Origin of the sequence: Pseudomonas paeninsulae (genome assembly GCF_035621475.1) — a bacterium.
Taxonomy (GTDB): domain Bacteria; phylum Pseudomonadota; class Gammaproteobacteria; order Pseudomonadales; family Pseudomonadaceae; genus Aquipseudomonas; species Aquipseudomonas paeninsulae.
This window is the reverse complement of sequence record NZ_CP141799.1, coordinates 2554412-2577420: the sequence shown is the minus strand read 5'-3', so window position 1 is coordinate 2577420 and position 23009 is coordinate 2554412. Positions and strand designations below refer to the sequence as shown.

At 59.5% G+C, this 23009-nt stretch carries 24 protein-coding genes and 1 pseudogene; 13 read left to right on the top strand and 12 right to left on the bottom strand.

Annotation, left to right across the window (positions count from 1 at the left end):
- Window positions 1-3: 3 nt before the first annotated feature.
- Entirely contained in the window at window positions 4-1470 is a 1467-nt protein-coding gene (nuoN, locus tag VCJ09_RS11890; RefSeq protein ID WP_324734488.1) for an NADH-quinone oxidoreductase subunit NuoN, read from the top strand.
- A gap of 60 nt (window positions 1471-1530) precedes the next feature.
- Here nuoN and VCJ09_RS11885 read toward each other — a convergent pair whose 3' ends face one another.
- A complete protein-coding gene (locus tag VCJ09_RS11885) occupies window positions 1531-2850 on the bottom strand; it encodes a Na+/H+ antiporter family protein (protein ID WP_324734487.1) in 1320 nt (439 codons plus the stop codon).
- Window positions 2851-3194: 344 nt separating this feature from the next.
- Here VCJ09_RS11885 and VCJ09_RS24790 point away from each other — a divergent pair.
- The 3 genes and pseudogenes from VCJ09_RS24790 to VCJ09_RS11875 form a co-directional block, all read left to right on the top strand.
- A pseudogene (locus VCJ09_RS24790) lies at window positions 3195-4478 on the top strand (PDC sensor domain-containing protein); the annotation flags it as partial.
- 105 nt (window positions 4479-4583) lie between these two features.
- The gene (locus tag VCJ09_RS24785; RefSeq protein ID WP_407693040.1) at window positions 4584-5339 is read left to right on the top strand and encodes a methyl-accepting chemotaxis protein; all 756 of its coding nucleotides are present in this window, start codon (window positions 4584-4586) and stop codon (window positions 5337-5339) included.
- A 77-nt stretch (window positions 5340-5416) separates the two neighbouring features.
- Entirely contained in the window at window positions 5417-6013 is a 597-nt protein-coding gene (locus VCJ09_RS11875) for an NADPH-dependent FMN reductase (protein WP_324734485.1), read from the top strand.
- 159 nt (window positions 6014-6172) lie between these two features.
- On the opposite strand, the gene VCJ09_RS11870 is transcribed toward VCJ09_RS11875, so the two are convergent.
- Window positions 6173-6490 (bottom strand): hypothetical protein, encoded by a 318-nt coding sequence (locus VCJ09_RS11870; RefSeq protein WP_324734484.1) that lies wholly within the window; start codon window positions 6488-6490, stop codon window positions 6173-6175.
- A 50-nt stretch (window positions 6491-6540) separates the two neighbouring features.
- Between VCJ09_RS11870 and VCJ09_RS11865 the strand changes: the two genes are divergently transcribed.
- Window positions 6541-7392 (top strand): transglutaminase-like cysteine peptidase, encoded by an 852-nt coding sequence (locus tag VCJ09_RS11865; RefSeq protein ID WP_324734483.1) that lies wholly within the window; start codon window positions 6541-6543, stop codon window positions 7390-7392.
- Between the two features lie 145 nt (window positions 7393-7537).
- Here the strand turns inward: VCJ09_RS11865 and VCJ09_RS11860 are convergent, their stop codons facing one another.
- Genes VCJ09_RS11860 through VCJ09_RS11845 form a run of 4 tightly spaced genes read right to left on the bottom strand, consistent with a single transcriptional unit; the run spans window position 7538 to window position 10154 of the window.
- Window positions 7538-8866, bottom strand: coding sequence for a sensor histidine kinase (locus VCJ09_RS11860; protein ID WP_324734482.1), 1329 nt, complete (start codon window positions 8864-8866; stop codon window positions 7538-7540).
- Entirely contained in the window at window positions 8863-9531 is a 669-nt protein-coding gene (locus VCJ09_RS11855; protein WP_324734481.1) for a response regulator transcription factor, read from the bottom strand. Before VCJ09_RS11855 ends, VCJ09_RS11860 begins: the two co-directional genes overlap by 4 nt.
- The gene (locus VCJ09_RS11850; RefSeq protein WP_324734480.1) at window positions 9532-9846 is read right to left on the bottom strand and encodes a PepSY domain-containing protein; all 315 of its coding nucleotides are present in this window, start codon (window positions 9844-9846) and stop codon (window positions 9532-9534) included.
- Complete coding sequence (locus tag VCJ09_RS11845; RefSeq protein ID WP_324734479.1) at window positions 9846-10154, bottom strand: PepSY domain-containing protein; 309 nt, start codon at window positions 10152-10154, stop codon at window positions 9846-9848. Before VCJ09_RS11845 ends, VCJ09_RS11850 begins: the two co-directional genes overlap by 1 nt.
- Window positions 10155-10341: 187 nt before the next feature.
- Between VCJ09_RS11845 and VCJ09_RS11840 the strand changes: the two genes are divergently transcribed.
- Together VCJ09_RS11840 and VCJ09_RS11835 are read left to right on the top strand one after the other, a co-directional pair.
- A complete protein-coding gene (locus tag VCJ09_RS11840) occupies window positions 10342-11421 on the top strand; it encodes a patatin-like phospholipase family protein (RefSeq protein ID WP_324734478.1) in 1080 nt (359 codons plus the stop codon).
- 69 nt (window positions 11422-11490) lie between these two features.
- Window positions 11491-12339, top strand: coding sequence for a hypothetical protein (locus tag VCJ09_RS11835; RefSeq protein ID WP_324734477.1), 849 nt, complete (start codon window positions 11491-11493; stop codon window positions 12337-12339).
- Window positions 12340-12464: 125 nt separating this feature from the next.
- On the opposite strand, the gene VCJ09_RS11830 is transcribed toward VCJ09_RS11835, so the two are convergent.
- Window positions 12465-13133: a hypothetical protein gene (locus VCJ09_RS11830; RefSeq protein ID WP_324734476.1), complete on the bottom strand. Its 669-nt coding sequence runs from the start codon at window positions 13131-13133 to the stop codon at window positions 12465-12467.
- A 270-nt stretch (window positions 13134-13403) separates the two neighbouring features.
- Complete coding sequence (locus VCJ09_RS11825; protein WP_324734475.1) at window positions 13404-13589, bottom strand: hypothetical protein; 186 nt, start codon at window positions 13587-13589, stop codon at window positions 13404-13406.
- Window positions 13590-13739: 150 nt separating this feature from the next.
- Here VCJ09_RS11825 and VCJ09_RS11820 point away from each other — a divergent pair, with 150 nt between their 5' ends.
- The 4 genes from VCJ09_RS11820 to VCJ09_RS11805 all read left to right on the top strand — a co-directional run bounded on the left by VCJ09_RS11820 (window position 13740) and on the right by VCJ09_RS11805 (window position 16088).
- Window positions 13740-14009: a hypothetical protein gene (locus VCJ09_RS11820; protein ID WP_079204919.1), complete on the top strand. Its 270-nt coding sequence runs from the start codon at window positions 13740-13742 to the stop codon at window positions 14007-14009.
- A gap of 178 nt (window positions 14010-14187) precedes the next feature.
- Window positions 14188-15183 carry a GlxA family transcriptional regulator gene (locus VCJ09_RS11815; protein ID WP_324734474.1) on the top strand — a complete coding sequence of 332 codons (996 nt, stop codon included), beginning with the start codon at window positions 14188-14190 and terminating at the stop codon, window positions 15181-15183.
- A 22-nt stretch (window positions 15184-15205) separates the two neighbouring features.
- On the top strand, window positions 15206-15439 hold the full coding sequence (locus tag VCJ09_RS11810; protein ID WP_324734473.1) for a DUF1272 domain-containing protein: 234 nt from the start codon (window positions 15206-15208) through the stop codon (window positions 15437-15439).
- Between the two features lie 169 nt (window positions 15440-15608).
- Window positions 15609-16088: a nuclear transport factor 2 family protein gene (locus tag VCJ09_RS11805; RefSeq protein ID WP_324734472.1), complete on the top strand. Its 480-nt coding sequence runs from the start codon at window positions 15609-15611 to the stop codon at window positions 16086-16088.
- A 232-nt stretch (window positions 16089-16320) separates the two neighbouring features.
- On the opposite strand, the gene VCJ09_RS11800 is transcribed toward VCJ09_RS11805, so the two are convergent.
- The 3 genes from VCJ09_RS11800 to nfuA form a co-directional block, all read right to left on the bottom strand.
- Window positions 16321-17286, bottom strand: a complete 966-nt coding sequence (locus tag VCJ09_RS11800; RefSeq protein ID WP_324734471.1) for a sensor domain-containing diguanylate cyclase — start codon at window positions 17284-17286, stop codon at window positions 16321-16323.
- Window positions 17287-17288: 2 nt separating this feature from the next.
- Window positions 17289-18287 (bottom strand): response regulator, encoded by a 999-nt coding sequence (locus VCJ09_RS11795; protein WP_324734470.1) that lies wholly within the window; start codon window positions 18285-18287, stop codon window positions 17289-17291.
- 199 nt (window positions 18288-18486) lie between these two features.
- On the bottom strand, window positions 18487-19071 hold the full coding sequence (gene nfuA, locus VCJ09_RS11790; protein ID WP_079201988.1) for a Fe-S biogenesis protein NfuA: 585 nt from the start codon (window positions 19069-19071) through the stop codon (window positions 18487-18489).
- A gap of 144 nt (window positions 19072-19215) precedes the next feature.
- Here nfuA and VCJ09_RS11785 point away from each other — a divergent pair, with 144 nt between their 5' ends.
- Entirely contained in the window at window positions 19216-19971 is a 756-nt protein-coding gene (locus VCJ09_RS11785) for a DUF1223 domain-containing protein (RefSeq protein WP_324734469.1), read from the top strand.
- Window positions 19972-20128: 157 nt separating this feature from the next.
- Window positions 20129-20545 (top strand): universal stress protein, encoded by a 417-nt coding sequence (locus tag VCJ09_RS11780; protein WP_324734468.1) that lies wholly within the window; start codon window positions 20129-20131, stop codon window positions 20543-20545.
- Between the two features lie 64 nt (window positions 20546-20609).
- On the opposite strand, the gene VCJ09_RS11775 is transcribed toward VCJ09_RS11780, so the two are convergent.
- Window positions 20610-22889, bottom strand: a complete 2280-nt coding sequence (locus VCJ09_RS11775; protein WP_324734467.1) for a fatty acid cis/trans isomerase — start codon at window positions 22887-22889, stop codon at window positions 20610-20612.
- Between the last annotated feature and the right edge of the window lie 120 nt (window positions 22890-23009).

Genomic DNA, 23009 nt, shown 5'->3' with positions numbered 1-23009 from the left:
CACATGGACCTGACCCTGAATCATTTCATCGCCTTGCTGCCGCTGCTGGTCACCAGCGCCACCGCCGTGCTGGTGATGCTCGGGATTGCCTGGCGACGTAGCCATACCCAGAGTTTCGTACTCTCGGTGATCGGCCTCAACCTGGCCTTGTTGTCACTGCTGCCCGCGCTGCAGGTCGCCCCGCTGCAGGTCACCGGGCTGCTGATGGTGGATCGTTTCGCCTGCTTCTATATGGCCCTGATACTGGTCGCCACCCTCGCCTGCCTCACCCTGGCCCACGCCTACCTCGGCGAGAAGCAGGGTAAGGGCTACCCAGGTAACCGCGAAGAGCTCTACCTGCTGATGCTAATTGCCGCCGCAGGTGGCTTGGTGCTGGTCAGCGCGCAGCACCTGGCCAGCTTATTCATAGGCCTGGAACTGCTCTCGCTACCGACTTACGGGCTGGTGGCCTATGCCTTTTTCAACAAGCGCTCGCTGGAGGCGGGCCTCAAGTACATGGTGCTGTCGGCCGCTGGCTCGGCGTTCCTGTTGTTCGGCATGGCCTTGCTGTATGCCGATGCAGGCAGCCTCAGCTTTGCCGGAATCGGCACCATCCTGGCGCCAGCCGCGCAGCCTGGCCCGCTGGTGCAGTTGGGCATGGCCCTGATGCTGGTCGCCCTGGCGTTCAAGCTGTCGCTGGTGCCCTTTCATCTGTGGACACCGGATGTTTACGAAGGCGCGCCAGCACCGGTTGCGGCCTTTCTCGCCACGGCCAGCAAGGTCGCCGTGTTCGCCGTGCTGCTGCGTCTGTTCCAGCTTTCACCCGCCGCCGCGAGCCCGCCGCTGCACGATCTACTGGCAGTAATCGCAATCGCCTCAATCCTCTTCGGCAACCTGCTGGCCCTGCTGCAAAACAACCTCAAGCGCCTGCTCGGCTACTCTTCGATTGCCCACTTCGGCTACCTGCTGGTCGCCCTGATCGCCAGCGAGGGCCTGGCGGTCGAAGCGGTCGGCGTGTACCTGGCCACCTACGTGCTGACCGTACTCGGCGCCTTCGGCGTGGTCACCCTGATGTCTACGCCCTACAACGGCCGCGACTGCGATGCGCTCTACGAATACCGCGGGCTGTTCTGGCGCCGTCCCTACCTGACCGCGGTGCTCACGGTAATGATGCTGTCGCTGGCGGGCATTCCGCTGACCGCGGGCTTCATCGGCAAGTTCTACATCATCACCGTAGGCGTACAAGCCGAGCTCTGGTGGCTGCTCGGCGCACTGGTAATCGGTAGCGCGATCGGGGTGTTCTATTACCTGCGGGTGGTGGTCACCCTGTTCATGGTCGAACCCAACCTGCGCCGCCACGATGCGCCATTCAACTGGGGCCAGCGTGCGGGCGGCATCATGCTGCTGGTCGTCGCCCTGCTGGCGTTCTTCCTTGGCGTGTATCCGCAACCGCTACTGGATTTAGTGCTAAACGCGGGGCTCGTCCAGTAAACGCAAACGGCCCTGAATTGTTGTTTCGGCAAACGGCAAGCCTGAACAGTACTTATTGGCTTACAGCACCATCGCCGCGACCCAGCCGAACACCAGCAGCGGCAGGTTGTAGTGCAGAAAGGTCGGTACCACGCTGTCCCAAATATGGTTGTGCTGACCGTCGACATTCAGCCCCGAGGTCGGCCCGAGGGTCGAGTCCGAGGCCGGCGAACCAGCATCGCCCAGGGCGCCGGCAGTACCGACGATGCTGACGATGGCCAACGGACTGAAACCCAGCTGCACGCCCAGCGGCACGAAGATCGCGGCGATGATCGGCACCGTGGAGAACGACGAGCCGATGCCCATGGTCACCAGCAAACCGACCAGCAGCATCAGCAATGCGCCGATGGCCTTGTCCTGCCCCACCAACTCGGCAGCGCTGTCGACCAGGGTTTCCACCTCGCCGGTGGCCTTCATGACCTCGGCGAAACCGGCGGCGGCGATCATGATGAAGCCGATCATCGCCATCATCTTCATGCCCTCGGTGAACAGGCCATCGGCCTCTTTCCAGCGCACCACCCCGGACACCGAGAAGATCACGAAGCCGACCAGGGCACCGATGATCATCGAGTCCAGCCACAACTGCACGACGAAGGCCGCGCCAATCGCCACAGCGGCCACCAGCAGACTCAGCGGGTTGTAGGCCACGTCGATACGCTCGGCCTGCTCGATCTTCGCCAGGTCATAGACGCGTTTCTTGCGATAGCTGAACAACACCGCCACCAACAGGCCGAACAGCATGCCCAGCGCCGGAATCGCCATGGCCTCGGTGATGCTGATACCGGTCACATCCACCCCAGCCTTGGCCACATTGGCCAGGAGGATTTGATTGAGGAAGATGCCGCCAAAGCCGACCGGCAGAAACATATAGGGCGTAATCAGGCCAAAAGTCAGCACGCAGGCGATCAGCCGGCGATCCAGTTGCAGCTTGCTCAACACATAGAGCAGCGGTGGCACCAATAGCGGAATGAAGGCGATGTGGATCGGCAGCACGTTCTGCGAGGCAATCGCCACCGCCAGCAGCAATGCGATCAACAGCCACTTGAGCAATCCTCCGCCCTGCGCATCCTGTTGGCCGACCAGAGCCAGGGCCTTGTCGGCCAGCGCATGAGCCAGGCCGGACTTGGCGATGGCCACGGCAAAGGCACCGAGCAAGGCATAGGACAGCGCCACCGTGGCACCGCCGCCAAGCCCCCGATTGAACGCCGTCAGCGAGCCTTCCACCCCTAAGCCGCCGAGCACACCACCGGCCAGTGCGCCGACGATCAGCGCGACCACCACGTGCACGCGGCACAGGCTGAGGATCAGCATGATGCCGACCGCTGCGATTACTGCATTCATGAACCGCTCCTAATGAAGCTTTGCTGGAAAAATCCGAGATGGGTGGCTGCGTCGGCGGATGGCGGACTGCATGCCCATGATCAGCGGCGCACAGCAGCCAAGCAGAAGACTGACCGGCAACCGCCGCAGCGCCCCGAAAAAGTCGCGTACTCTGCCGCAAGCACTCTGGGCTGTCAAAAATACTCCGTGCGATATATTGATCACCTCGTGCATAATTCCAGCATTTCACTCTGCCTCCAGCCCCACAAGCCACAGTTATCTCGTCGCGGCGCAGTCAATTCGATCAAGAAAACCTCACCCGCGCCGATAGACGATCTGTAGAACAACAACGTAAGGAGCATTTCATGCCGTTCAGCCGTCTTTCGATCCAGTGGAAAATAACCCTGCTTGCCGGCCTGTGCCTGCTGGCGATCGTGACGCTGCTGGTCGGTGCCTCGCTCTATCAATCCACCCGCAGCGCCGAGCTGGTGCGCAGTTCCAGCAGCAGCATGCTGGCCGACAGCGCCAAGCTGCGCCTGCAGGCACGCGGCGAGCTGCAGGCGATTCGCATCCAGCGCTACTTCATGGATACCTACCAGTACGGCAAAGGTGTCTCCCGGCAAATCCTGTTTCTTCGCGACCAGGCCGAAAAGCGCTTTCTCGATGCCTTCGACCTGCGCGAAGACCTGACCCGGCAAGTGCGCACCAGTCTGCAAGCCAATCCGTCGCTACTCGGTTTGTACCTGGTGTTTGAACCGAACGGCCTAGATGGCAAGGACGAACTGTTCGCCGATCAGGCCGAACTGGGCAGCAACGACCAGGGCCGTTTCTCGCTGTACTGGTCGCAAGCCAAACCGGGTCAACTGGAGTCAGAGTCGATGAACGAGCAGATGCTCAACGACACCAAGACCGGCCCTAGCGGCGACCCCTACAACGCCTGGTACACCTGCCCGCGCGACAGCGGCAAGACCTGCGTACTCGAGCCCTACTTCGATGAGGTCGGCGGCCAGCAGGTGCTGATGACCAGCATCGCCTTCCCGCTCGAACTGGAGGGCAAGGTGATCGGCGTGGTCGGTCTCGATATCAGCCTGGATAGCCTGCAACAGCTGAGCCTGCAAGCCAATCGCGAGCTCTATGGCGGTGCCGGTCACGTCAGTATCTTCAGCCCGGCGGCGTTACTGGCCGGCCACAGCCGTGATGCCAGCCTACTCAGCAAGTCAGTCGACAAGGCTTACAGCGAGCACGCCAGCGAGTTACTGCCGTTGATCAATAGCGGCACCGCCGCCGAACTGCAGCACGGTGAAATGCTCCGTGTACTGCAGCCGTTCAAGCCGATTCCCGAGGCCAAGCCCTGGAGCGTATTGCTCGAAGTCCCCGAACAGGAACTGCTCGCCCCCGCCCTGCAACTGGAACAGCAACTGGACCAGCGGCGCACCAGCGACAGCGCAGTAGCCCTGATGATCGGTCTAGTGGCTATGCTGCTCGGCCTGCTGCTTATGTGGCTGACCGCCCGCGGAGTGACCAAGCCGATTCTCGGGGTGGCCGCCATGCTCAAGGACATCGCCAGTGGCGAAGGCGACCTGACCCGCCGCCTGGAGTACGCCAAACAGGACGAACTGGGCGAGTTGGCCGGTTGGTTTAACTGTTTTCTCGACAAGCTCCAGCCGATTATTGCCGACGTCAAACGCAGCGTGCAGGATGCTCGCGGTACTGCCGACCAGTCCTCTGCCATCGCCAGTCAGACCAGCGCGGGTATGCAGCAGCAGTTTCGTGAAGTCGACCAGGTCGCTACCGCCTTCCAGGAAATGAGCGCCACCGCTCAAGATGTAGCGCACAACGCCGCGCAAGCCGCCGACGCGACACGCAGCGCCGACCAGGCCAGCCGTGAAGGCCTCGAAGTGATCGGCAAGACCACCTCGACCATCGAGTTGCTGGCCAACGAAATGAACGTGGCCATGCAGGAAGTCGAGGGCCTGGCCAACAGCAGCGAGCAGATTGGTTCGGTGCTCGAAGTGATTCGCTCGATTGCCGATCAGACCAATCTGCTCGCGCTCAACGCCGCCATCGAAGCAGCCCGCGCCGGTGAAGCCGGGCGCGGCTTCGCGGTAGTTGCCGATGAGGTGCGAAACCTGGCCAAGCGCACTCAGGATTCGGTAGAGGAAATCCGCCAAGTGATCGAAGGCCTGCAAAAAGGTACCCGCGAGGTGGTCAGTACCATGCATAGCAGCCACCGCCAGGCCCAGGGCAGCGTGGAGCAAGTCGGCCACGCGGTGGCCGTGCTGCAGCGGATCAGTCAAGCGGTGAGCGTGATCACCGACATGAACCTGCAAATCGCCAGCGCTGCCGAGGAACAAAGCTCGGTGGCCGAGGAAATCAATCGCAACGTCGCCTCCATCCGTGATGTCACCGAATCCATTTCCGGGCAGGCCAATCAGTCGGCGAATATCAGCCAGAACCTGAACAAGCTGGCCAACCACCAGCAGAGCCTGATGGATCAATTCCGCGTCTGACCAGCCAGTACCCTATGCTTTGCAACCCAGGCCTGCGTCCGCTAGCCTGGGTGATCAATTTTTTAGGGAATACCTGCATGCTCAATATCGCCTTGGTTGCCGGTTCCGGCCGCAATAACAGCCAGTCCGGCAAAGTTGCACGCTTCCTGCGCCAGCGTCTGATGCAACTCGAACAGACCACCGACGAGCTGAGCTGCGTGATCGACCTGGGGCTGGCGCCACTGCCACTGTGGCCCGCCGAGGACGCCGGGCCTTGGAACCTCTACAGCAAGCAGCTGAGCAACGCCGATGCCATCGTGATAGTCGCTCCCGAGTGGAACGGCATGGCCTGTCCGGCCATCAAGAACTTCTTCATCTACGCCAGCAAGACTGAACTGGCGCACAAACCGGGCCTGCTGGTCGGCGTATCGTCTGGCGCTGGCGGCGCCTACCCGATCAGCGAACTGCGCGCTTCCAGCTACAAGAACTGCCGCCTCTGCTACGTTCCCGAGCACCTGATCGTGCGTCAGGTCGAAAAAGTCCTCAACAGCCCCGAGCCCAGCAGCGAAGACGACCAGCGCCTGCGCGGTCGCATCGACTATGACCTGGATATCCTGGGTAAATACGCCCGCGCCCTGAAACCGGTGCGCGCAAGTATCGACATGAGCAACCCGGCGTTTGCCAACGGCATGTGACAGAGGGAGTCGTACCAACTGGGAGCATGATGCGGCACCTTCAACAATTGAGTTGGGTGCCGGCGAATCAATTGAGAGGCACCTCCCTGTGCCAAGGGATGGCTCATCCCGATTCTGCCGAGATGCCAGCACCCCCTACTTCGGACAGCAACCAGTCGTTCAATGAGGGGTGCCATACAGCGCCCTGTCCCTCAGGATAGGGGACTTGAAACGAGTTTCCGAAGCGCCGCTTTGTTGCTCCTGTTGCTCGAGCGCGGGACCAGCCGCAGTGGGCTGTTCCTCGAGCATCTGAACAAATCGTTGGCCAGAGTCCTGACTGGCGCGATTGCTGATAAGAGCCTCTTGCTGCAGGCGATAGTCCATCAATAGGTCACTGCCACCTTCTGCCAGCAACAACCCGGCTTCGTTCGCCTGTGCTGCGGTCACAGTTGCCGTCATTAATACGGCTAGTGCCGTCGTATGCAGTATCGATGTCATGGTGTGATCCTCCACATAAAGCATTGCCCCCCATGTAAAGCATTGCCCCCGTGTTTCAGATTACTAGCGAGGCGTTCTGTTACAAGGCAGCCTGTCGGATGCAGTCACCAGCCGATAAACGGACCTTGCCCGTGGATAGGCTCGGGTTTTATGGTGGATGTGCCTGTCAAAATCATCCGGCAGGTGATGTTGTGTCGCCAGCGCAGGAGAATCGTTTGCACTACTTCTTATTGACCTTGCTCAATCGCCGGCGACATCTCCTGACAGGCCTAGTGCTCGGTGGCAGTTTGCTCATGGGAGTGGCCAAAGCCGCGCCTCACTCTCCGCGCGAACATCGGGATGTACAGGTAACGCAGCGGCTTAAGCACTGGCAGTCATTGATCGCCGAGTCGATGCAACTGAGCGAGCCGGAGAAACTGCAGGCGGTTAACGAGTTTTTCAATAAGCACATCCGCTTTGGCGAAGACCGGGATCTGTGGGGGCAAAACGACTATTGGGCCTCGCCGCGGGAAACCCTCGAACTGGGTGCCGGGGACTGTGAAGACTTCGCCCTGGCCAAATACTTCACCCTGCGCCTGCTCGGTGTCTCCGAACAAAGCCTGCGCCTCGTCTACACCACCCTGGCCTCTACCAAGCAGGCTCATATGGTGCTGGGCTTCTGGTCCGATAGTGGTGCAGCGCCCGTACTGCTGGACAATCTGAACAGGGAAATCCTGCCAATTACCCAGCGCTTCGACCTACAGGTACAGTTTGCCTTTGGTCCAACGCACATGTATCGGTTCGAGCGGAGCAGCTTGCAGGTGGCTGGCAACACCGAACTGCTACCCCATTGGCAAGTGCTGATGACCAGGATGAAAGGCGAAGAGCTTGCCCTGTCAGACGCGGGCAAGGTCAATCTTTAGTGACAATATTTCGTTAAAAATGCAGACAAAACCGTCGATACAAGGCGCAACAACGCAGTATCTGTACCGCAGGCAATTTTCAACGATTGGCTAAAGAGCAGAGGCGCAAACTTTTTGGCTGGCGCAACTCAGTGCGCCAAATTCGTTAGGCCTTGCGCAGCGCTGGTTGCAATAACTGGATACGCACGCACAAACCACCCAAGGGGCTGTCCACCAGCTCCAGATGCCCACCCCAGGCATCGACGATGTCGCGCACGATGCCCAGCCCCAGACCGTGTCCGGCAACCTGTTCATCCATGCGTGTACCGCGGTTCAGGACGTCAGTACGTTGCTCCGCTTCGATGCCAGGGCCGTCGTCTTCCACCTTGAGCAGGTAACCTTCAGTCGTGCACTCGATGCTTAGGCGCACCTGACTTGCTGCCCATTTGCAGGCGTTATCCAGCAGATTGCCGAGCAGCTCAAGCATATCCTCGCGATCCCAGGGCAGACGCAAACCCGCTGCTGCCTGCCAATCCAGATGCAAGCCACGGTTGTGAATCATCGCCAGGGTAGAGAACAGGCCTGGCAATTCCTCGGCACAAGCGAAGTGCGCACCAGGTAAGGCCTCCCCAGCCAAACGCGCACGGCCCAACTCACGTGCCAGGCGCTGATCGATCTGCTGCAGGTTCTCGAGCAGGCTGGCCTGCAACGCAGGATAGTCTTTCAACTCGTCCCGCCCGGCCAGACTGACCAATACCGCCAGTGGAGTTTTCAGCGCGTGGCCAAGATTGCCCAGGGCATTGCGCGAGCGCTTCAAGGTGTCTTCGGTATGCGCCAGCAGGTGGTTGATCTGCGCCACCAGCGGCTCAAGCTCGCGGGGTACGCGGCTGTCCAGCTCGTTGCGCTGGCCCTGTTGCAGCTGGGCGATCTGCTGGCGCACCTGTTCCAGCGGGCGCAATGCGCGGCTGACGGTCAGACGCTGCAGCGCCAGGATCAACAACAACGCGGCTACGCCCATACCCAGGCCTATTAACTGTACGCGGCGAAAGCTCTGCAGCACTGGTGTGTAGTCCTGGGCCACAAGAACTGACAGCTGCCGGCCGAAGCGCTGATAGTCGCCGCGGTAGGTCAGCAGTAACTGGCCCTGCGGGCCGTCATGCAACTCGTCTTGCAGCCCTGGCTCAAGCGCTGGTTGCAGTTCACTGTCCCACAGCGAACGCGAGCGCCATGTCTTGTCGGCAAAATCGATGCGAAAATAATGCCCAGAATATGGCCGCTGAAACGCTGCACTGAGGCGTTGTTCATTCAACTGGATACCCTGCGGGCCACGCGCCATGGCAATCAGCAGCGACTCGGCTTCATCGCGCAGGTCCGTCTGCAGGTAACTGCGCAGGCCAAGATCAAACAACCATAGGCTGGTCTGCGCCATAAGCAGGCCGACCACCAGCAAGATGCTGATCAAGCCCAGGCTCAAGCGCCGCTGGATCGATTTCAAACAGCGTCTCCGCTGAACCGATACCCCTGCCCGCGCCGGGTTTCGATCGCTTCCCGGCCAATTTTGCGACGCAAGTGATTGACATGAACCTCGATGACATTCGAGTCGCGCTCGGTCTCGCCGTCGTAGAGGTGCTCGGCCAGATGGCTTTTCGAGAGTATCTGTCCGGGGTGCAGCATGAAATAACGCAGCAGACGAAACTCCGCGGAGGTCAGGTCTATTTCCTCACCATTGCGGCTGACGCACTGGCGACGCTCATCGAGCAACAAACCGGCCGCCTGCAATTGCGGCTGGTTGGCCAGGCCGTGCGAACGACGCAGTAACGCCTGAATCCGCAACTGCAGTTCTTCCGGATGAAAAGGTTTGCACAGGTAATCATCGGCACCGGTTTTCAAGCCTTCGATTCGTTCAGCCCAGGAGCCGCGTGCGGTGAGGATCAAGACCGGGGTCGCCAGGCCATCCGCACGCCACTGCTGCAGCACCTGCAAACCGGGCTTGCCTGGCAAGCCGAGGTCAAGAATGATCAGGTCGTAAGGCTCGCTGGCACCCTGATACAGCGCATCGCGGCCATCGGCCAGCCAATCCACCGCATAGCCGTGGCGGGCCAAGCCGGCGAGCAGCTCGTCGGCCAGGGGCACATGGTCTTCCACTAACAACAGGCGCATTCAGTCGTCTACCTCGTCCTTCAGGATGCGTCCATCACGAGCGTCCAGTTCCAATTCGCGAACCACGCCTTGCGGGGTCAGTAACTCGACCTCATAGACCAGAATGTCGTCTTCCTCTTCCAGCTCGGCCTCGAGCAAGGTGGCGCCGGGGTATTGCTGCAGAGCCTCGTCCAGCAGTTGCTCGAGGGGCAGGATGTGCCCCGCCTGGCGCATGCGCAAGGCTTCATCCTGATCCAGGTCGCGGGCACTGACGCTACCGTTCAGCACCAGCAGAAACAGGCCGCACAGCACGCTATTACCCAGAGCGACTTGCATCAATCGTCCTGCTGATGCTTGAGAACCTGACCGTTGCTGGCGTCCAGTTCAATGTCCCATTGCACGCCTTGTGCGTCGCGCACTTCGAGCTGATAAATGTAGCGGCCGTATTCTTCTTCGAGCTCGGTTTCTTCGATTTTGCCACCGGGATACTCGGCCAGGGCCGCGGCATTGAGCTTATCGAACGGCTGGATGGTGCCCGCATCGCGCAGTTTCAATGCCTCATCCGGGCCCAGGTCACGCGCTTGAGCAATACCGGCAGCGACACTCAGGGCAACAGCAGTTAACAGTGCGATCAAGGCTTTCATGGTGAATCTCCGTAAGGTTCGTTTCGATGGGATTCATGTTAGCGCTGCCGACTTAATTCAAGCTGAACTCGCTCGAACGCCATAGCGGCCCTCTCCCCCGTCGCTCTCTGCATCATTCACCGGATGAAGTGGCTTGGCCTGCTCGCCTGGGGCCTTATAATCGCGTTCTTGCGTGATGGAGGCGAGCATGAGTGCGATTCTAATCAAGTACCCCGCCCTGACCATCAAGGCCGGGTCACGGGCCTTGGCGCGCATCCGCGAGCGCGGCTTGCAACCCGCCGACGTGGGCATTCTGCCTGGAGCTGCCGGCGGACCTAAAGCCCTCGGTATCCAGGGGCTGGACTTGGCCTTGTTCGGCGACTGGCTGTTGCGCGCGCCACGTGAGCGCTCGCTGATCGGCGCCTCGATCGGCTCCTGGCGTTTCGCCAGTGCCTGCTTGCCGGATGCCGTCGCAGGCCTTCTGCGCCTGGGCGAACTCTACACCGAGCAACGCTTTGCCAAAGACGCGAGTATGGCCGAGGTCTCGCGCAGTTGTCGGCTGATGCTTGAGGATCTATTGGCCGGCCAGGACGCCGACGTATTGAGCAACCCGCACTACCGGCTGAATATCGTCGTGGTGAAGAGCCACGGCCTGCTCCGACATGACCACCGCGGCGCGCTGGGCCTGGGCTTGTCCTCGGTGATCGGCAACAACCTGCTCGGGCGGTCGCGCCTGGCTCGGCACTTCGAGCGGCTGATCCTGCACGATGCACGTCTGGCCCCGCCGTTAACCGAACTTAGTGACTTTCCTTCGCGCTACCTGACGCTGGACCACAGCAACCTGCGCCATGCCCTGCTCGCCTCCGGTTCGATCCCGATGATCATGCAAGGGGTACGCGACATCCCAGGCGCCGGTCCGGGAACCTACCGGGACGGAGGCCTGCTCGATTATCACCTCGACCTGCCCTACAGCGGCGACGACATCGTGCTCTATCCGCATTTCACCGACAGAGTCATTCCCGGCTGGTTCGACAAGGGCATGCCCTGGCGCCGTGGCGATGCCGGACGCTTGCAGGATGTATTGCTGCTGGCACCCTCGCGTGAATACCTGGCACGCCTGCCCCACGGCAAATTACCGGATCGCAAGGACTTCAGCCGTTACCTGGGTGATGACCCCAGCCGCGAACGCTATTGGCGCAAAGCCATGGACGAAAGCCAGCGACTGGGTGACGAATTCCTCGAATTGGCGGACAGTGGCCGCCTGGCCGAGCGCATGCTGGCCTTATGACGAATGCGTGATTGCAGTGGCAATCGCGGCCGGCTAGGTTAGTCAGCGCTCAACCACGGAAGGACGTTCATGAAACTTGCGGTCGCCATCATCCACGGCATCGGCACCCAACCAGACAACCGCGACACGGATGGCCAGCACGCCTTTGCACAAAGCCTGATTGCCGGCCTGCGCCTGCGCCTCGGGGCAGAAGCCGACCACGTCGCCTTCCAGAGCCTGTACTGGGCCAGCGTGCTGGATAAACGCCAACTGGCCTTTCTCGACCAACTGCGTGACCAGCCAGTTGGTTGGCGCTGGCTACGGCGCATCGTCACCCTGTTTCTCGGCGACGCCAGTGGCTACCGCAAGGTCAGCCAGGCCTACGACACCACCTACGAAGAAGTGCATCAATGCCTGCGCGGCGGCCTCAATGCCCTGCGCGCCAAGGTCGATGCCGATACGCCGCTGGTGGTGCTGGCGCATTCATTGGGCGGGCATGTTTTTTCCAACTTTGTCTGGGATCAGCAGGTCATCAACAAGACCCCAAGCTGCCCGTATGATCCATTTCTTGCCCTGGAAACCCTGACAGGATTGGTTACCTTCGGTTGCAACATTCCTCTGTTTACCTTTGCCTACGACCCGGTGATCCCGATTCGCTTTCCTGGTCATTGCTTGAGCGAGCCGATGCGTGAACAAGCACGCTGGCTCAACCTCTACGCCCCGGCCGATCCCTTGGGCTACCCGTTACGCCCGTTGCCGAGTTATGCCGCGGTAGTCAGCGAGGATTGCGCCATGCCGGTCGGTCCCTGGTACAAGCGACATACACCGTTAAGCCATCTGGCCTACTGGGACGATAGAAACTTTCAACGTTATATAGCGAACTACTTACAGCAACTTCTAACCACCTGCAATTCCATGCAAGCCAGTGAGTGCTCATAAAGCAAGACACCCCCGAAATCCGTGACAGTCGCAGAATTACTGTCACGATCCGGGGGCGCCTTAGTCCAGCAGCGCTAGGATGTAGCGCGTTTTAACGGTAAGAATACCGAGTGGCGTTATATCAATTACCAGGCGGCCAGAGCCGAATTCCTCAACGCATAAGCGTTAGCTGGAGTTTCCTCAGCTTCTTCACGGTTTTTCGCCCACTGGGTCAGCAGTACCATCACCATGAAACCACCGATAATCAGTACCGGGTAGGCTGCCAGAATTTCCGTTAACGAGTACTTCCAGGACAGAGGGCGACCGACGCCAAGCATCGCGGCATAGAACCAGGACACACCCGAAAGCGCACCGGCAAACAGCGCGAACATGCGCATATTGAATTCCAACTTGAGCACCGTGCCAGCTTTCTGCAGGGCAGGCAGCACCAGGCTATGCAGCAGCATGCCATTGAACGTCAGCAACATGACGATGGCGATTTTAGCTTGTAGCTTTGGATTCAGTAGATAGGACAAACCCTTATCGCCAATGTCGACCCAAATAATCGCAACACCGGTTACCCAGAGCACCGCCAATGCAGCGGATACAGTTTTCTGTAAACTTTCCATGTGGCGACTGTCTTGCAGATGATTCTTCTCACCGGTCAATAATTCTTTGACCATTGCGATGTCGCTGGTTAATACCATGCCAATTGCAACGCAACAGGCGATCAGGTGCGTATAAACAATCCCTAGACGCATAAACTCCATGGTCGTTTTTTGCTCAAAAAACGAAGCGATAATAGTAAAATCCATGGGTGCCTCTTTTTATATTCAGGAGAATCAGACTATCTGCGTCATATGATTCATTTGGTTTTTTACGTTTGCAGTGAAGAAATACTCCAGTGCAGTTTTCGGTTTCAGAGTCGAAACATCAAATGCATAACCGCCTGGCGAATGAACTTCTCATCATTCGACTTCCTCTTTCAAAAGTAAAAAGCCCCTTCACACACGATGCGCTCATGTGAAAAAAAGCTCCTGGATTGGTGGAAACGCAGGTAAATCCCTCGCTTCCGTCTGCCTGACTTATGAACGATCAAAGCAAAAACCGTTCACTTTCTGATCGATGAAGCCGACAAACGGCAGTGCTTTTATGGCCTCGAAGCGCGTCGCGCGATGCCGCACAGCTCCTGAAAGCGCCGTGTTTGACGGTTTATTCTCTGATTGAGCAGGGTTCAAACTTTTTCTCGGCACGGTAGTCATATCATCCAAGAGAACGCCTGTCTTGACAGAGCACACATTATTCACTCGCAAATGTGACTTGTAGGTCGCCTCCAGTCATCAACATGTAAGACTGGCCGGCGTAGCACCAAGCGCCGCTGGCCCTATGACATTTGGGATTACCTCGGAGAAACCGCCCCCATGAACGCCCCGCTGCGTTTTAACGAAGCACTGCTGATCGCCGATCGCGCCTTTCAACCCTTCCAGTGTGTCGCCTGGGCACCGCAAGATGGCACTGGCGAGCTGAGCCTGACGGTCATCGACCGTACCAGCACCCGTCTACTGGGCCGTACCCAGCTGTCGAGCAGCATCTACAGCGACCCGGTACAACTAGCCCTCGTGCTGAACAAGTCGCGCGCTGAATTGAGCCAGCAGGGTTATGACCTGGCTCCCTGGAGCATGCCGGAGTAATCCTCAGGTCTTTACGGGCACCGTATAAACCAGCGCCCGACGCCGGGGTAGCGGTGCCCAGCTCCTGACCTGCTCTGATCTGGAGCAAGTCGAACTGGCAATATCTGTGGGCCTATTGTCCTTGTTGCCACCCTTTCGCTGAGCGCAGACTGCATCCATCGCTCACCGAGAACTGCCCATGGATGCGCTTAAAACCATTGCCTGCCTGCTTTACCCGAATGTGATGAGCCTGGATGTGACCGGCCCATTACAGGTCTTTGCCTCGGCCAATGTCGAGCGCCAACGCCAGGGTTTGCCGGCGATCTATCATCTTGTCGTACTCGGTCAACAGGTCGGCGCTGTCGCCACGTCGGCCGGGTTTCAACTGGTTGCCGAACAGGCCTGGCGCGAGTTCGACGCCGCACAGATCGACACCCTGCTGATTCCTGGCGGCCTGGGCGAACAGGCCCAATGCCAGAACCAGGCACTCTTGACCTGGCTGCGTGCCGCCGAACCGCAGGTACGCCGCCTGGGCTCGGTCTGTTCCGGCGCGCTAATACTGGCCGCCGCCGGCCTGCTCGATGGTCGCCGCGCGACTACCCATTGGGCCGATGCGCAAACCCTGCGTCAGGGGCATCCCGATGTCGAGGTGCTAGTGGACTGCCTGCACACCTATGACCCGCAGGATCTGCCCGGCAATGGCCATATCTTTACCTCGGCGGGAGTAACCGCGGGTATCGACCTGGCCCTGGCGTTGGTTGAAGCGGATCTCGGGCGCGTCACTGCACTGGCGGTAGCCCGGCGCCTGGTGATGTTCCTGCGCAGGCCAGGTGGGCAGGCCCAATTCAGCGCCCTGCTCACGCCTGAGCCAAGTCGCGTGCCGCGTCTGGCGGCCTTGCTCGAGTGGATTCCTGCACACCTGAGTGACGACCTGTCGCTGGAGGCGTTAGCCACCCAGGCGCACATGACGCCGCGCACGCTGTCGCGGGTGTTCGTCCAGGAGCTGGGCATGGGGCCGGGGCGCTATGTCGAACGCATTCGCCTGGAAGCGGCACGCAATCTACTGCAAGACGCTCAGGCGTCGATCAGTACGGTGGCGCGCCTGAGCGGTTTCGGTCACCCGGAAAACCTGCGCCGCACCTTCCACAAACATCTGTCCGTCAGCCCGCAGGAATACGCCGAGCGCTTCGCCTGATTTCCCGACCCAGGAGCTAGCCATGCTGCAACTACGCCCAAACTGCGAATGCTGTGACCGTGATCTGCCCGCCGACTCGCCTGACGCCTTGATCTGCTCGTTCGAGTGCACCTTCTGCCGCACCTGCGACGACAAGACTCTGCACGGCAACTGCCCAAACTGCAGTGGCGAATTGCTCAGGCGACCGATTAGGCCGGTAGCCGCACTGATTCGATTTCCCGCTTCCACTGCCCGCGTATGCAACCCACGCGCCTGAGGACACCAGCATGCGGGCCTTTCTGCGCAAAATCGAGAGCAACGCCATCCGGCCAGCACTGAAGCGGCGCGGTGCTCGCCAGGCTCAGCGGGAACTGGTTTCTATTTAGCAAGCTCCGTCCACCCAGGTTCGCTTACCGACCTGCCCCGCGTCACGAAGGAGAAACTCCATGACAACTGAAAATTCCGTTCGTCCACCCCTGCCGCCTTTCACACGGGAAAGTGCCATCGAGAAGGTCCGCCTGGCCGAGGATGGCTGGAACAGCCGCGACCCGGAGCGGGTTTCGCTGGCTTATACGCTGGATACCAAATGGCGCAACCGCAGCGAATTCGCGTTCAATCGACAAGAGGCAAAGGCGTTTCTCACCCGCAAATGGGCCAAAGAACTCGACTACCGCTTGATCAAAGAGCTGTGGGCTTTTACCGGCAATCGCATCGCCGTGCGGTACGCCTACGAGTGGCATGACGATTCGGGGAACTGGTTCCGCTCCTACGGTAACGAGAACTGGGAGTTCGATGATAATGGGCTGATGGCCAATCGTTTTGCCTGCATCAACGACATGCCAATCAAGGAATCCGAACGCAAGTTCCATTGGCCCCTGGGCCGTCGCCCCGATGATCATCCGGGCCTATCAGAGTTGGACCTCTAAACGGTGATTGCGCAGCGTTGAACGCGGATGTTCAACCTGCGTAGGCTGCGCCGGGCCAATCAGACGCGAGTCCGCTGCAGAGCGGCAAAGCACTTCAATTGCTTATTGGCGATTCAGCCTGCTGGCGATCACCGCCGTCGCCCATGCCGGCGACCTGCTATCGAGCAGCAGCCGCTAGCCGAAGTACGGGTAGGCGGGTGAGCGCTGCGTTTGCCCAGGGGGATGTCGATGGTTAGCCAGGCGGCGCCGTATATACATTGACCTGGTTACGGCCGCCTTCCTTGGAGGCATACAGCGCCTGGTCGGCTCGTTCGATCAGCTGTTGATACTCTTGAGTGGGGTGGCTCAGGTCAGCTACCCCCAGGCTGATGGTGAACGGGATACCTTGCCCCTCATAAGTGACCAGCAGGGATTCGATGCGCTGACGCAGGCGTTCGGCAAACAGCATGGCTCCGGCACTGTCGACATCCGGCAGCAGAACCACAAATTCCTCGCCGCCATAGCGCCCGGCATAATCGGTGTCGCGCACCTGCTCGCGCATAACGTCGGCGACTGCCTGAATCACCTTGTCCCCAGCCGGATGACCATAGGTGTCATTGACCTTCTTGAAATGATCGATATCGAACATCACCAGTGCGGCCGTGCTCTGATAACGCCGGTGCCGGGCGTATTCGTGCTGCAGGCATTCTTCCCAGTAGCCACGGTTATTCAGGCCGGTCAGGCGATCGGTGCGCGAGAGTTGTTGCAACTGCAGGTTTGCCGCCTGCAATTGCTGCTTGTTTATCGCCACGCTGGTCACGTCATAAATGATCAGGCAAATATGCTCGATACTGGTATTGGTGGCCTGCAGCGGCAGAATGGTGGTGTTCTGAAACATGAACTCTTCCTGCCCGGTGATCGGCTGGTAGTTCTTGAACTTCACCAGATAGGGGCGCTGCTCCCAGATGGTGAAAGCCGGCGTGCCCAGCGTCACGACCCCTTCAACCTTGTGGCGGAACCAGTTTTCCTCGATTTCCGGAAACAGGCTGAACAAGGATTGCTGATGCACCTCATGGGGCTGCAGGCCCGAGCGGTTCTCCATGAAGGTATTCCAGACGTGCACGCGGTATTCGCGATCCAGCACCACGACACCGACATCGATGCTCTGCACCACGGCCAGCAGCCAGTGAAACTCGTTGAACTCCAGATTCTCTTTCATGTTCAGTTCATCAGGTAAGCAAGCTTGTTAGAAAGCAACGCCACCGAATCTTCAGTAAACAGCAGCAGTAAGTCGAAATGAATATGGTGACCTTCGATGCTGTAGCTGATCTCCACGGCCAGGGTGGTCTTCCAGCGTGGCCGATTGAGCTTGATCAATTCCTCGATCGAGGCATGCTCGCCCAGTACGGTGGGGTGGCTTAGGGAAAACTGCGCATCGATCTGCCCGGCAATACCGTTCAGGCAGGCGCCGATCAGTACAGTGGAAAGATCCAGGAACATTTCCATTTCGGAATAATCGGACGAGAACCCACTCATCAGACGGGCCATCTCGCCCAATTCCGAATCATGGAAAATCAGCAGCGCCTCGCCAGCAATGCCACTGCCGATAAACCCCTGGCACACGGCGGTAAGCCCGTCGCCCCGCTGGGCATCCGCCAGGGCCATGTGCAGCTCGCCGACTTCAAACAGGCTGACATTCGGCACCGGCAATTGCACAAACACGCCCAGCAGCTTGGCTAGCAAGGCGGCAGCACGGCCCATGGCAACGTTGACCACCTCACGAAAGGCATCGATAAAATTGATCGTGGAGTCATCGCCGAGCGCATGCACGGCCAGCTCACTGCCACTGCTGCCGAGCAACTCCAGGCTGTCGAGGGTGTTTCTGAGCAGATCTGGATCAGCCGGTTTTTGTACAAAGGCCAACGCCCCGAGCGCCATGACCCGCTGCATCGCCTGTTCCTGAACATCGCCAGACACCACAATGACCTTGCATGACAGGCCTTCGGTCTGCAGGGCAGCGAGTACCTGATAGCCATCCATCTCGGGCATCGTCAGGTCGAGCAGCATCACATCGATCTGCCCTTGACGCAGAATCGCCATGGCCTCCATGCCGTTGGCCGCCTGCGTTATGACCACAGGCCAGTCGGCAGGCAGCGCACGTAGCAATTGCTTGCGCGCCATATTTGAGTCGTCACAGATAAGTAGAGTGCTGACAGTCATGCGCATCACTTTTTATAGTTGTCTGCCGGCCGGGATCGCGGCGGATCAGTTGTAGCTTGTATCAATACGCCATGTCGCCAGCGTTGCATCTCAATGCTAAGCGGTAGTTTTACGGTAAAACACCACGCAATGGTGGAAAGATAGAAACAAAAAAGGTGGCCATTGGCCACCTTACGCAGAGCTGACTGAAGAACGTGCCTCAGTAGTAGGCGTTTTCCTTGTTGCTGTGGTCGGTCACGTCGCGCACACCTTTAAGTTCCGGGATGCGTTCAAGCAGGGTTTTCTCGATGCCTTCCTTGAGGGTCAGGTCGACCTGTCCGCAGCCCTGGCAGCCACCGCCAAACTTCAATACCGCGATGCCGTCATCGACCACATCGATCAGGCTCACTTCGCCGCCATGGCTGGCTAGCCCCGGATTGATCTCGGTTTGCAGGTAATAACTGATGCGCTCGTTGATCGGGCTGTCTGCGTTGACCATCGGTACCTTGGCATTCGGCGCCTTGATAGTCAGCTGGCCGCCCATGCGGTCGGTCGCGTAATCGACCACGGCATCTTCCAGGAAGGGTTCGCTGAGCGCATCGATCCAGGCCGTAAAGCTGGCCAGGGCTATCGCCGTATCATCCGGCTTTTCCTCGCCCGGCTTGCAATAAGCGATGCAGGTTTCGGCGTACTGGCTGCCCGGCTGGGTGATGAAGACACGGATGCCAATACCAGTGGTGTTCTGCTTGCTCAGCAGATCAGCCAGATAATCGTGGGCAGCGTCGGTAATGATAATGGTGCTCATGGCAACTCCTCGCAAACATGTTCGCAGTGTACGCCAACCTTCGGGCTTCAATAAAGCCCGAGTATTTATCTCGGAATAGCCTGACTGTAACGCTAGCCGCCCTCGATGAGTCCAAAGACCATTGGATATCAGAGGTGAGCACTGATGAAACTACTGTTCCCAGCCCTCTGGGTCGCCCTCTGCGTACTCTGCGCGCCAGTTCACGCGGAACCTCGCCTACGCCTGACCAGCAGTGCAACAGCTACACCAGTGCTGGAATTGTTTACCTCACAAGGCTGCAGTTCGTGCCCGCCAGCAGAACGCTGGCTATCCGCTCTGACCGAGCATCCTGCGCTTTGGAACGAAGTGATCCCCCTGGCCTTCCACGTCGATTACTGGGACCGGCTTGGCTGGGTGGATCCATTCGCCAACCCAGGCTATAGCGCCCGGCAACGGGCGTACGCACGCTCCGGCGGTAGCCAAGGGGTATATACCCCGGAATTCATCCTGGCCGGCCACGAGTGGCGCGGCTGGTTCCAACGTCAGCCGCTGCCACTGGTGCAGATGCCGACGGTTGGCAGGCTGGTGCTTGAGATTGACGGCGACAACTTGAAACTGACGTTCACTCCAGCTAATTCGGCTCCAGCTCGACTGACAGCTCATGTTGCACGCCTGGGCTTCGGCCTGAGCACCGCGGTAGGGCGAGGCGAAAATGCCGGGCGCACGCTAACCCATGACTTCGTGGTCTTGACCCTGCAGCAGCTTGGAGCCAGTGAAACACACCACTGGCAGACCCGTCTTGCCGCCGACTCGCGCGGCGAGCGCCAGGCATTGGTCGCCTGGCTCACCGCGTCAGGGCAGCCAACGCCCTATCAGGCTGTCGGCGGTTGGCTGCTAACAACCAGTACAGAAGGCCAATAGCTGGGCCGCACAGCGCGCCTCTAACAGACCCTTTCGGATCGTTGTGCGATCAAATCAGTGTATGACCGCGGGCGGCCCAATCATCTGCAATACTTCAAGCACAGTTGGTGCGCCTGCAACTGCAAGCGCTATAGCCTGAAAAAGGAGCTTCCCAAAGATGTACAAGCAGATGATGATTCCCGTCGACCTCGCCCATATCGAACGCCTCGAAAAAGCCCTGAGAACCGGCGCAGACCTTGCGAAGCTGTATGACATACCGGTCTGTTACATCAGCGTATCGGCCAACACGCCAACGGCAGTCGCGCGCAATCCGACAGAGTTCAAGGAAAAACTGGAGCAGTTCAGTGTGGTTCAGGCAGAGCAATACGGACTAAAAAATGTCAGTAGCGCCCCCTATATCAGCCATGACCCGGCGGTTGACCTGGACAAGACCTTGCTCAAAGCGGCCAAGGACTGCGGCGCAGACCTAGTGGTGATGGCCTCCCATGTACCTGGTTTGGCGGAACACCTATTCGCCTCAAACGCCGGGTATTTTGCGTCCTATTCCGAGGCGTCGGTGCTGGTAGTGCGCTAAGCGCGCAGGCACGAGAGAGTTTGCCAGCATAACCTGCACGCCCCTCAGTTCTAGCCGCCGGGCATTACAGGTTTTCATAGCGGTGCATATCCAGCACGCCGGCCTCGACCGCTTCGGTTTCGCGGATATACGCCGACATGTCATGGAAATAGCGCCAGAACTCGGGGTGGCTGCGACGAACCCCCCAACGCCCGACCAGCGTGTCGAACGCCTGGGCATCACGGACCAACTCCATGCTGCGCACGAACTCCGGAACCTCCTGCGCAGTGAGGCTGAACATGAAGTTCGGGTAACTCGTCAGCACCCCAGGGTAAATAGTCAGGGTATCCAGCGCGGGCTGATAACGCAGTTCCTCGCCATACATGAAGGCCACGTTGCTGTGCGCACGGTTGCGCAGCAGGCTATAGACCTCGCGCGTGCCATCGGCCAGTTCGACACGCAGCAGGGCCGCTTCCGGCAGCTGGTGAATGACCTTGAGCCCGCCGGCCGGCTTGCCGGTCAGACGACTTAGCGCCTGCTCTGCCGCTTGCATCTCGGCCGGCAGCCCAGCGCGATGGCAGTGCACGCCATCGCAACGGTTGATCGGATCAAAGCCCACGTAGAGGCTGCCGTAGCGGCTCAAGAGGGCTTCGGCAAAACCCCGTTTGGGGTCTGTTGCCGGCAGTTGCAGGGCTGTTCGGCTATGGGTATCGATGCGCTGGTAGTCCAGCCATAGCTTCAGCTGGCCGCTGTACTGATACCAGTCATCGAGGATCGTCTCGCGGGCGTCAGCCGGCATCAAGCGCAGGAAATTCTGCTCGGCGCCGTTACGGATTCGATCGAAATACAGGCGCGTCTGCGCCTGATGCGCCAGGTTGCCGAATACATCGAAGTTGACCACCAACTGGTAGTAGGCTCGTTCAAGCAGCGGATAGTCCATCCACCAGAGCGTCTGCGGGATCTCGCCGATCAGGCCTTTGCGCACCGAGGCGCTATCGTGCTGGCGGAAGATCGTCAGCAGCGCATTGTCGTTACCGGCCCAGATGTGCGACCAACTGGGCGCGGGTGCAGCGGCGTAGCTGTGCATGCGCAAGGCCTCGTACTCATTGCGCCTGTTGCGATAGCTACGCCACAGACTGAGCAGATTGCCGATATCGTCGAACTGGCCGGGCATGGTCAGCAGTGGCGTCGCCTTGGCGCGGTATTTGGCATCGACCATATACAGATCATGTCGCGGATCCTGGAACACCACCCAGAAGTTGTCACGGATCACGTCGGTGGCGATCTGCCCGCGGCACACAGGGCCACGGATAAAGGTGCGCACGAAATACTCGGCGTTATCCAGCATGAACTGATAGCGCGCCTGCGGCGGAATCGCGGCGAACGTCTCGAATGGATTGGCGCGGCGCCGGGCGCCATAGCCAGGCAACGCATCAACCTGCCAGTCGTCGGCGAAGAACAGCGCTTTGACTCGCGCCAGCTTGTGCGCACTGAGCGGATAGGTCATGTGGGTCTTGTGTACGATCACCCCCTGGACCGGCGCCAGACGGTAATAAAAGGTGCCGCCCGGATCCTCGTTCGGTCGGCGCGTAGCGATAGGATCGACCGGATGGCCAGTCGGGGTACGCGAACGCAACAGCTGGAAAAAATGCCCCGGCTCGGCGCCATTGAAATACAGGTGCGCGAGGAACAGGTGTTCATACAGCCAGCGCGAGACCAGGCTTTCCCGTGCCCCCGGAGCATTGAGAAACTGCTCCCAGGCCTTGACCTGCGCCGCCTCGGCCTTGCTCGCTGCTAGTGCTTGCTGATCGACTGGCGCGCCTTGCTGCAACCAGCGCTGCAGGGTTTGATAATCCACCTCGCTCAGGCCGGTAACTGCGAAAGGCATGCCCGCTTGCGGGTTTGCCTTGGCGAAGCCCGCGAACTGCTCAGGCAGTGGACACTGCTGCTCGCGCCTGATGCCGATATCCAAGTCGGCCGGCAGCTTGGCATTGGCGGTGAGCGCTGTAGCGTGGCCCAGTTCGAGCATGCGGGTCAGCAAGGCCGCCTGACTGTTCTGCGGATCGAGCACCGAAAAGAAATCCTTGCGCCGCCAGGCCGCAGCCCCGTGGGCATCAAGAAACAGCCGACTGGTAGCCTGCGCCGCGAAGCGCTTGCCATCGTATACCGGCAGCTTGTTTGCCCCCCGTTCGAGACCCTCGGCGCTGCCCAGATTGAGCTGGCAAGGCGCGTCGTAGCAGGCATGGCAGGCCACGCAATAGCGGGTGAAGATCGGTTGAATATCGCGACTGTACGAAATCGGCTCAGCCGACAGCAGTAGGCTGGTGAACAACAAGCAAGCGCCGAGTAGTGCGCGATATGGCATGAGCCGATTCCAAGGGTGAGCGTAATCGTGAGTTTAGCGAGATCGCGCTCTCAACATGAGCACAATTCATGCAAAAGACCGGAGCACTGCAAAAGCGCGCAGCTTTGTTATCATTGCGCA

What these genes read in the sequence shown, in the direction of transcription:
- VCJ09_RS11805 (WP_324734472.1), top strand. Translation starts at nt 15,609, where the DNA reads ATGACAACTGAAAATTCCGTTCGTCCACCCCTGCCGCCTTTCACACGG.
- nuoN (WP_324734488.1), top strand. Translation starts at nt 4, where the DNA reads ATGGACCTGACCCTGAATCATTTCATCGCCTTGCTGCCGCTGCTGGTC.
- VCJ09_RS11785 (WP_324734469.1), top strand. Translation starts at nt 19,216, where the DNA reads ATGAAACTACTGTTCCCAGCCCTCTGGGTCGCCCTCTGCGTACTCTGC.
- VCJ09_RS11840 (WP_324734478.1), top strand. Translation starts at nt 10,342, where the DNA reads ATGAGTGCGATTCTAATCAAGTACCCCGCCCTGACCATCAAGGCCGGG.
- VCJ09_RS11870 (WP_324734484.1), bottom strand. Translation starts at nt 6,490, where the DNA reads ATGACATCGATACTGCATACGACGGCACTAGCCGTATTAATGACGGCA.
- VCJ09_RS11795 (WP_324734470.1), bottom strand. Translation starts at nt 18,287, where the DNA reads ATGACTGTCAGCACTCTACTTATCTGTGACGACTCAAATATGGCGCGC.
- VCJ09_RS11855 (WP_324734481.1), bottom strand. Translation starts at nt 9,531, where the DNA reads ATGCGCCTGTTGTTAGTGGAAGACCATGTGCCCCTGGCCGACGAGCTG.
- VCJ09_RS24785 (WP_407693040.1), top strand. Translation starts at nt 4,584, where the DNA reads ATGCAGCAGCAGTTTCGTGAAGTCGACCAGGTCGCTACCGCCTTCCAG.
- VCJ09_RS11885 (WP_324734487.1), bottom strand. Translation starts at nt 2,850, where the DNA reads ATGAATGCAGTAATCGCAGCGGTCGGCATCATGCTGATCCTCAGCCTG.
- VCJ09_RS11800 (WP_324734471.1), bottom strand. Translation starts at nt 17,286, where the DNA reads ATGAAAGAGAATCTGGAGTTCAACGAGTTTCACTGGCTGCTGGCCGTG.
- VCJ09_RS11845 (WP_324734479.1), bottom strand. Translation starts at nt 10,154, where the DNA reads ATGAAAGCCTTGATCGCACTGTTAACTGCTGTTGCCCTGAGTGTCGCT.
- VCJ09_RS11775 (WP_324734467.1), bottom strand. Translation starts at nt 22,889, where the DNA reads ATGCCATATCGCGCACTACTCGGCGCTTGCTTGTTGTTCACCAGCCTA.
- VCJ09_RS11830 (WP_324734476.1), bottom strand. Translation starts at nt 13,133, where the DNA reads ATGGATTTTACTATTATCGCTTCGTTTTTTGAGCAAAAAACGACCATG.
- VCJ09_RS11835 (WP_324734477.1), top strand. Translation starts at nt 11,491, where the DNA reads ATGAAACTTGCGGTCGCCATCATCCACGGCATCGGCACCCAACCAGAC.
- VCJ09_RS11875 (WP_324734485.1), top strand. Translation starts at nt 5,417, where the DNA reads ATGCTCAATATCGCCTTGGTTGCCGGTTCCGGCCGCAATAACAGCCAG.
- nfuA (WP_079201988.1), bottom strand. Translation starts at nt 19,071, where the DNA reads ATGAGCACCATTATCATTACCGACGCTGCCCACGATTATCTGGCTGAT.
- VCJ09_RS11815 (WP_324734474.1), top strand. Translation starts at nt 14,188, where the DNA reads ATGGATGCGCTTAAAACCATTGCCTGCCTGCTTTACCCGAATGTGATG.
- VCJ09_RS11850 (WP_324734480.1), bottom strand. Translation starts at nt 9,846, where the DNA reads ATGCAAGTCGCTCTGGGTAATAGCGTGCTGTGCGGCCTGTTTCTGCTG.
- VCJ09_RS11820 (WP_079204919.1), top strand. Translation starts at nt 13,740, where the DNA reads ATGAACGCCCCGCTGCGTTTTAACGAAGCACTGCTGATCGCCGATCGC.
- VCJ09_RS11780 (WP_324734468.1), top strand. Translation starts at nt 20,129, where the DNA reads ATGTACAAGCAGATGATGATTCCCGTCGACCTCGCCCATATCGAACGC.
- VCJ09_RS11810 (WP_324734473.1), top strand. Translation starts at nt 15,206, where the DNA reads ATGCTGCAACTACGCCCAAACTGCGAATGCTGTGACCGTGATCTGCCC.